The sequence below is a fragment of the Bradyrhizobium sp. KZN70725 genome (genome assembly GCF_055264925.1).
This window is the reverse complement of record NZ_JBUYWT010000123.1, coordinates 1-7,076: the sequence shown is the minus strand read 5'-3', so window position 1 is coordinate 7,076 and position 7,076 is coordinate 1. Positions and strand designations below refer to the sequence as shown.

Genomic DNA, 7,076 nt, shown 5'->3' with positions numbered 1-7,076 from the left:
AGCCGCATCGCTCAACACCAGACGATCCATCACACCCAAGACTGCCTCCCAAAAGCAGCCTTGAATCTGATTTGCTCCTAAAAGGAAATCCTTAGAGTCCACACCGCCTAGGGGTTCACATCACAGCTCCTGTGGAGTCTTGAACATCCGGGGATACATTGTGCACAGCGCGCCCCGAATATTGGTGGTAGAAGACGAGTATCTCATCGCATTGGAGCTCGACACCGAGCTGAGGGCCGCCGGATACAACGTAATTGGTCCAATCCAAGACGTAGATGCCGCACTCGAGCTTCTAAAGGATGACCGGCCCGACGCTGCCATTCTCGACGTCAACTTGGCCGGGGAATGGGTCACCCCGGTCGCGGAGATGCTCAAGGCGATGTCGGTGCCCTTCATTCTCGCCAGCGGCTATGTTGCCGCCGACCTTCAAGCGGAGCCGGTCCTGCGCAATGCCGTCAATGTTGGGAAATCCTGGAGGACCGAATTTCTCCTCAAGTCCCTTCGCGACGCACTAGAGGAAGCGTGAGCTTTGTCAGGTCTCACGCGCGCCATTATTTCTTTCCGCCAAAGACAGTAAGCGAACTCGGCATCTATCGCTTGGAACGTTCGGCCAGGAACGTCGAGCAGCTAATCCAGCGGTTTCCTCACAGGACCCGCCACTAGGCGATAGGACGGCACCCACGCCGTGTTCCAGCTTTCCATCGTGGCGCCACAAACGGCGCACTCAAAGCTGCCGATCTGACGGGTTGGAGCTAGCGATTCCGAGCGCGCGTAAACGGCACCACAACGGCATGTCCTGTGATACGTCTCAGGCAAACACGTTTATGCACCCGGCGCAGCCGATTTGACAGCCCCCGAAGGCAGCGGTGTCGCAGAGCTTGTAATGTCGCAGAAAAAGTATATATCGGGTTTGTTCGATCAGCCGCTGTGCCTTGTTGAATGCGCCCGCGGGCTCCTTTCCAAAGACATCGACGAAGTTGGATTGATTTGCGCGACCGCCGCGCGAATAGCGCATGTGCGCTTTGGAGAAGAGAATGACAACAGGTACTGTGAAGTGGTTCAATGGTCAAAAGGGCTTCGGATTCATCCAGCCGAACGACGGCGGCAATGATGTGTTCGTGCACATCAGCGCGGTCGAACGTGCCGGCCTTTCCGGGTTGGCCGAGGGACAGAAGGTGATGTTCGAGATCCAGACCGACCGTATGCGCGGCAAGGTCAGTGCGGCCAATCTTTCGCTGGCCTAAAGCGAACTGCGTCTTCCACGGATGTACTGGAGGCGCGATGCCCGCTCAACCTGCCGGTTGGGCGGGTTTCTTGTTTCTACAATCAGCCTACCAGCCATTTTCCGGCCGTTCACGGCGAAACGCCGACGGCTGCCCTTCGCGCAAAGGGACAACCCTGGACAAGCAAAGAGATTCGGCTGTCGCTCACGTCCGCAGTCAAATTGTGGGACCGGTCGCATTGCAGCGGCTCTCTTCCCTTCGATAAGCCGATGTCGGCAATTGAGTCTTGGGGTATAATTAGGGACGCGCAACACCCACGCCCCCAGACTTGCCAAGCTGATGATTTCCCTGAGCCTATAAAGATTTGTATTTGCCTAGTCTGTTCCGTAACGGAAAGCACACCTTGGCTTCAGCCGGTCCAAGGTTACCTTAGGGACAGAAGCGATCAATCCGGCACACCGGCGATTCGCCATGCTTCGCTCAACTTCTCGACGTCCTCGCGCCGGCGAAATGGAGCGCCCTTGATGCTGGAAATGCGCAGGGCGGGGTCGGCTTGCAAGGCTGCGTCGCAAACGCGACGGGCTTCCGTGATGCGCCCCGTGATCGCCAGGCTCGACATCATTATTCGCTGCGCCCCCGGAAAGTTTGGCTGGCGCTGGATCGCGCGTGTGGCCCAGGCCAGACTTTCCTCGAACCGCCCAACAAAGAAATGGGCGAACGCCCTCCCTGTTTGCGGCACGAACAAGTGCGGATCGATCGGACTCAAGCGTATGGCTGCCGAGAACTGCTCGATCGCTGCATCGTGGTGGCCGAGATAGACCTGGGCCCAGCCGGCCCAGAGGCGCGCCAACGCGAGATTGGGATCCAGTGCGATAGCTCGCGCGGCAAGCGCGACCCCGGTCTCCGGTTCTTCGAGCACGTAGGAATACACTTGGGCCGCGTGCGCAAGCACGAGAGGATCGTCCCTGTCGAGTTGCAGGGCCCGTTCGGCCAGCTGCCGGCTCTCGGCGCGCTCTTCTTCCGCGTCCTCGACCCATCCGAACCCTTTTCTCTGCCCAAAAATATTGGCTGCGGACGCGTGAGCGACCGCAAATGCAGGATCGAGCGAGATGGCAAGTTTGCTCAGCCTGAGAGCTTCGATGCTGCCCTCCCGAGTCCACTGATAGATGCTGAACTTGGACCGCATGTAATAATCATAGGCCTGGAGGTGTGCGGTCGGCTTGCGCCGTGCGCGCTCGATCTCGGCGCGTTCAAGCTGCGGAGACATCGCGCCTATCACGCTGCTGGTCAGGCGATCCTGCAAATCAAAGATATCCTCGAGATCGCTGTCGAATTTGTCGGCCCAGATGTGGACGCCAGAGGACGCATCGATCAATTGCCCGGTGACGCGGATCCGTGTTCCGACCTTGCGAACGCTGCCTTCCAGCACATAGCGAACGCCGAGCTCGCGGCCGACGTGCTTGATGTCGATGGCCTTTGCCTTGTAGGTGAAGCTTGAATTTCGCGAGATCACGAACAGCGATTTCGAGCGCGACAATCCCGTGATGATATCCTCGACCATACCGTCGGCGAAATAGTCCTGCTCCGGATCAATGCTCAGGTTCTGGAACGGCAGCACGGCGATGGACGGTTTGTCGGGGAGCGCGGGCTCCGCACCTCGACGTTCGATCTGCCCATCCTGCACGACCGCCGCCCCCGCGAATGCCGCCGCTTGTCGGGTGACGCCAATGAAACGGAAGCCTTTGCGCGGGAACGTCCTGATCAAGCGCTGTCGCTGACCAGAGTCACCGATCGCGGCCCGCGCTCCGTTCAGGCGGGTCGTCAGCGCTGTGTCGGACACGCTGCGCCCGTCCCAGATGGCATCGATGAGATCGTCCTTGCTGACCACGCGTTCACGGTTGCGGATCAGGAATTCAAGCAGATCGAATACCTTTGGCGCGACGGAGACGACATCCGGACCACGACGCAACTCGCGCCGATCTGTGTCGAACTCGAAATTGTCGAACCAATACCGCAAGCGTCGCCCCCTCCGGCGCTCTCCGACCGTGGGACAGCGTCCCATGCGTCCCAGACCGCGCTCCAAGAGTAAGCCGCCGGTGACGAAAAAGTAAGCCAGAAGTCAAGCGCGCCTGCCTATGCCTCGGTATTGGTGTGAACGGAAATCCCCCGGGGGAGCGCTCTTCCGACTTGGAGCAACTGATGGCCGAATTGATGAAGGCAGCCACGCCAACGCTTCCACCGCACGTTCAGCTGATCCAGATGGGAACGGGCGGCGCGGTTGCTAATGTCTTGCACCTTGCGGCAAAGCTTGGATTGGCCGATTGGCTTGGCGATGGACCCAAAAGTGCGCATGAGTTGGCAGGCCCATTGGCGCTGCACGCGCCATCCTTGCACAGATTGATGCGGACCTTGGCCAGTCTGGGACTTCTCGCAGAAGGCGATGCACAGCGCTTCGCGCTGACGACACTTGGTGAGGCATTGAAGTCGCACGCGCCGGGCGCGGCTCGATCTACTTTGCTGATGACCGGCAGCGAATGGGTTGCAAGCGGCTTTGCCAACTTTGCTCATTCTCTGCGGACTGGCCGTACAGGCTTCGAAAAGGCACAGGGAATGCAATTCTTCGACTATCTTGCCCAGCATCCCGAAGCCGCGTCGGTGTTTACCGGGGCCATGGTTGGTCTGCATGGCGACGAACCTCCGGCAGTCGCTGCGGCCTACAACTTTTCGAGATTCAAGTTAGTCGTCGATGTCGGCGGAGCGTCCGGTAATATGCTCGCCTCGATATTTGAGCGATATCCGGAGCCGCGAGGTCTATTGTTCGACCAGCCGCGCGTCGTGGCGGATGCAGAACGACTGCTCAGAGAGCGCGGAGTTTTCGACCGCGTGACCACTGAGGTCGGAGACTTTTTCCGGTCGGTGCCTGCGGGTGGCGACGCCTACATCCTGTCGCACATCCTGCATGATTGGAACGATGAGCAATGCCTGGCAATTCTCGGCCATTGTCGCAAAGCCATGAAGGCGGACAGCAAACTGCTGATTGTCGAGATGGTCCTGCCACCCGGCGACACTCCGCATCCAGGCAAAATATTGGACATGGTGATGCTGGTCCTGGTCGGCGGTCAGGAGCGCACCGAGAGCGAGTACACCGGGCTTCTGAACAAGGCCGGATTCCGCCTCAGTGGTGTCGTCGCAACAAAATCGCCGGTCAGTGTGATAGAGGCCGTTTTGGCCTAGGTGCGGCGATGCGTCAACGGAAGCGATGGGCCATAGGACTAAACCGCTCGCGCGGTAGGACGCCGCGGCTGGCGGCACGGCCAAGACGATAGCGCAACGGGGCGTCCTGTCTTGAGATCGAGGGGTTCGACAACCTCACTCAAGACAGGAGCATCCCCATGACCGACGAGGCAATGAGCCCGTTGCGCCGGCGCATGATCGAAGACATGACGATCCGCAAGTTGGCCCCGAAGACCCACATGACTACGTGCAAAGGGTCAAGAACTTCGCCGCATTTCTCGGGCGATCACCGGATACGGCGACCTTCGAGGACGTGCGCCGCTATCAGCTACATCTGACGGCAAGCGGCGTTGGCGCGCCGACCATCAACCAGACCGTCTCGACGCTGCGGTTCTTCTTTCGGGTCACACTCAAGCGCCACGAGATCGTCGAGCATACCCATGTCATTCACGAGCCGCGCAAGCTGCCGGTGGTACTGAGCGTGGAGGAAGTGGCACGGCTGCTCGATGCCGCACCGGGGCTCAAATACAAGGCGGCGCTGAGCGCGGCCTACGGTGCCGGGCTGCGTGCCAACGAGGTCGTCTCGCTCAAGGTCTCCGATATCGACAGCAAGCGGATGATCATCCGCGTCGAGCAGGGCAAGGGCGGTAAGGACCGCAATGTCATGCTGTCGCCCAGCCTGCTCGCGCTGCTACGGGCCTGGTGGAAGATGGCTCGGCCGCAAGGCTGGCTGTTCCCTGGCCGTGACCCGGCCCAGCCAATGACCACACGCCAGCTCAACCGTGCCTGCCACGCCGCCGCCCAGATGGCGGAGATCAACAAGCGCGTCTCGCTGCACACCTTGCGGCACAGCTTCGCCACCCACCTGCTTGAGCAGAACATCGACGTCCGCGTCATCCAGGTGCTGCTCGGCCACGCCAAGCTCGACACCACCGCGCTCTATACCCGCGTCGCCACCAAGACGATCAGCGAGGTCATGAGCCCGCTGGAGATATCACGCTGAAGCTCAAGGAGGTCCGACCGCCCGGCTGACGGCGCTTGTGTCGCGCCCGGCCTTGGAGGTTGCGGATATTTTCCGCAGCCATGGCGTAGCATGGCGCAAAGCCCATGCCGGCCATGTCAGCCTCGACCAGTTGAAGGTGATGTCGGCGATCGAGCGCTGCCGCACGGTGGCGCTCGGCGGCCATGTCGCGCGCTGCGCGGACTGCGCCTACACGACGATCGCCTACAACTCCTGCCGCAACCGGCATTGCCCGAAGTGCCAAGGCGCCGCCGCAAAGGAGTGGCTCGCCGATCGCGAGGCCGAGCTGTTGCCCGTGCCGTACTACCACCTGGTGTTCACACTCCCAGGAGCGATCGCCGACATCGCCTGCCAGAACAAGGCCGTCCTCTACGACCTGCTGTTCAAGGTCTCGGCCGAGACCATGCTGACGATCGCCGCCGATCCGAAGCATCTGGGGGCCAGGATCGGCATCACCTCCGTGCTGCACACCTGGGGCTCGGCGCTGACCCATCACCCCCACGTGCACATGATCGTGCCGGGCGGCGGCATCTCGCCCGATGGTCAGCGCTGGGTGTCCTGCCGGCCCGGATTCTTCCTCCCCGTGCGCGTGCTCTCCCGCCTGTTCCGGCGATTGTTCCTTCAGAAGCTCGTCGCCGCCCATCAAGCCGGCCGCCTGAGCTTCTTTGGCGACAACAGCCAGCTCGCTGATACCCCATGCTTCGCAGCCTTCCTGGCGCCGCTGCGCAAAACCAAGTGGGTCGTCTATGCAAAGCGTCCGTTCGGTGGACCGGAGGCGGTGCTGGCCTATTTGTCGCGCTACACCCACCGGGTTGCCATCGCCAACAGCCGCTTGATCGCTTGCGACCAGCAGCGCGTCACCTTCAAATGGAAGGACTACCGCATCGAGGGCCGCGATCGATACAGGCAGATGACGCTCGCCACAGACGAGTTCATCCGCCGCTTCCTCATCCACGTGCTGCCCAAGGGCCTTCACCGCATCCGCCATTACGGCCTGTTCGCCAAAGGCGCTTGCGCCGACAACATCGCACGCGTCCGCGAGCTGCTCACCGGTGCAAAGCCTGAAGCCAATCCCACCGCGGCTGCCGTCGATGCCAACAAGCCGGCTTGCCCATGCTGCGGCGGTCGCATGATCATCATCGAGGTCTTCGAGCGCGGTTGTACGCCACGGCATCGGCCGACAGCTCCAACGAACCGCATCAGGATCGACACCTCATGACCACGTCGCTGTCCTGCAAATCTATTCGTAGTGCTCGCTGCCTCTCGGCCAGCCACGGCAGAGCGCGCTCAGATATCCACCGCCCGCCATAACGCGCTCGACAATTTGTCGAGCTCGACACCACCCGCCGCGCATTCGCCAGCCGATTCACCCTCGAACACCTCGTTGCATCGGCTCGATTCAAATCAGCCAATTCGCCCGCGGCAGTCAAATCCCCATAGCGCCTGCGGCACCGCCTACGTTTCCCTTAAGCGCGGTTTCCTTGTATGGGCTTTGTCAAGGGAGGCGTTTAAATAGGCGATAGGTCGGCGCATCTTTTCCTTCGTCAGTTTCTTTGTTCGATCTGAGGCCGTTTCTTCGTCCCGACCCGCACTTCGCT

5 protein-coding genes and 1 pseudogene are annotated in these 7,076 nt (G+C 60.9%); 5 read left to right on the top strand and 1 reads right to left on the bottom strand.

Features of this window, described 5'->3' with window-relative positions; genetic code table 11:
* The first annotated feature begins 184 nt into the window (after positions 1-184).
* A complete protein-coding gene (locus tag ACZBJS_RS41690; protein ID WP_463440250.1) occupies positions 185-526 on the top strand; it encodes a response regulator in 342 nt (113 codons plus the stop codon).
* A gap of 508 nt (positions 527-1,034) precedes the next feature.
* Complete coding sequence (locus ACZBJS_RS41685; RefSeq protein ID WP_463440249.1) at positions 1,035-1,244, top strand: cold-shock protein; 210 nt, start codon at positions 1,035-1,037, stop codon at positions 1,242-1,244.
* Positions 1,245-1,668: 424 nt separating this feature from the next.
* On the opposite strand, the gene ACZBJS_RS41680 is transcribed toward ACZBJS_RS41685, so the two are convergent.
* Positions 1,669-3,240, bottom strand: a complete 1,572-nt coding sequence (locus tag ACZBJS_RS41680; protein WP_463440248.1) for a winged helix-turn-helix domain-containing tetratricopeptide repeat protein — start codon at positions 3,238-3,240, stop codon at positions 1,669-1,671.
* A gap of 182 nt (positions 3,241-3,422) precedes the next feature.
* Here ACZBJS_RS41680 and ACZBJS_RS41675 point away from each other — a divergent pair, with 182 nt between their 5' ends.
* The 3 genes and pseudogenes from ACZBJS_RS41675 to ACZBJS_RS41665 all read left to right on the top strand — a co-directional run bounded on the left by ACZBJS_RS41675 (position 3,423) and on the right by ACZBJS_RS41665 (position 6,697).
* Positions 3,423-4,457 carry a methyltransferase gene (locus ACZBJS_RS41675; RefSeq protein ID WP_463440247.1) on the top strand — a complete coding sequence of 345 codons (1,035 nt, stop codon included), beginning with the start codon at positions 3,423-3,425 and terminating at the stop codon, positions 4,455-4,457.
* 158 nt (positions 4,458-4,615) lie between these two features.
* Positions 4,616-5,460: pseudogene (locus tag ACZBJS_RS41670) on the top strand (tyrosine-type recombinase/integrase).
* Between the two features lie 37 nt (positions 5,461-5,497).
* Positions 5,498-6,697, top strand: coding sequence for an IS91 family transposase (locus ACZBJS_RS41665; RefSeq protein WP_253589756.1), 1,200 nt, complete (start codon positions 5,498-5,500; stop codon positions 6,695-6,697).
* Positions 6,698-7,076 lie beyond the last annotated feature (379 nt).

Bases quoted from the DNA above. Each gene is read 5' to 3' on its own strand.
- ACZBJS_RS41675 (WP_463440247.1), top strand. From the start codon at position 3,423: ATGGCCGAATTGATGAAGGCAGCCACGCCAACGCTTCCACCGCACGTT.
- ACZBJS_RS41685 (WP_463440249.1), top strand. From the start codon at position 1,035: ATGACAACAGGTACTGTGAAGTGGTTCAATGGTCAAAAGGGCTTCGGA.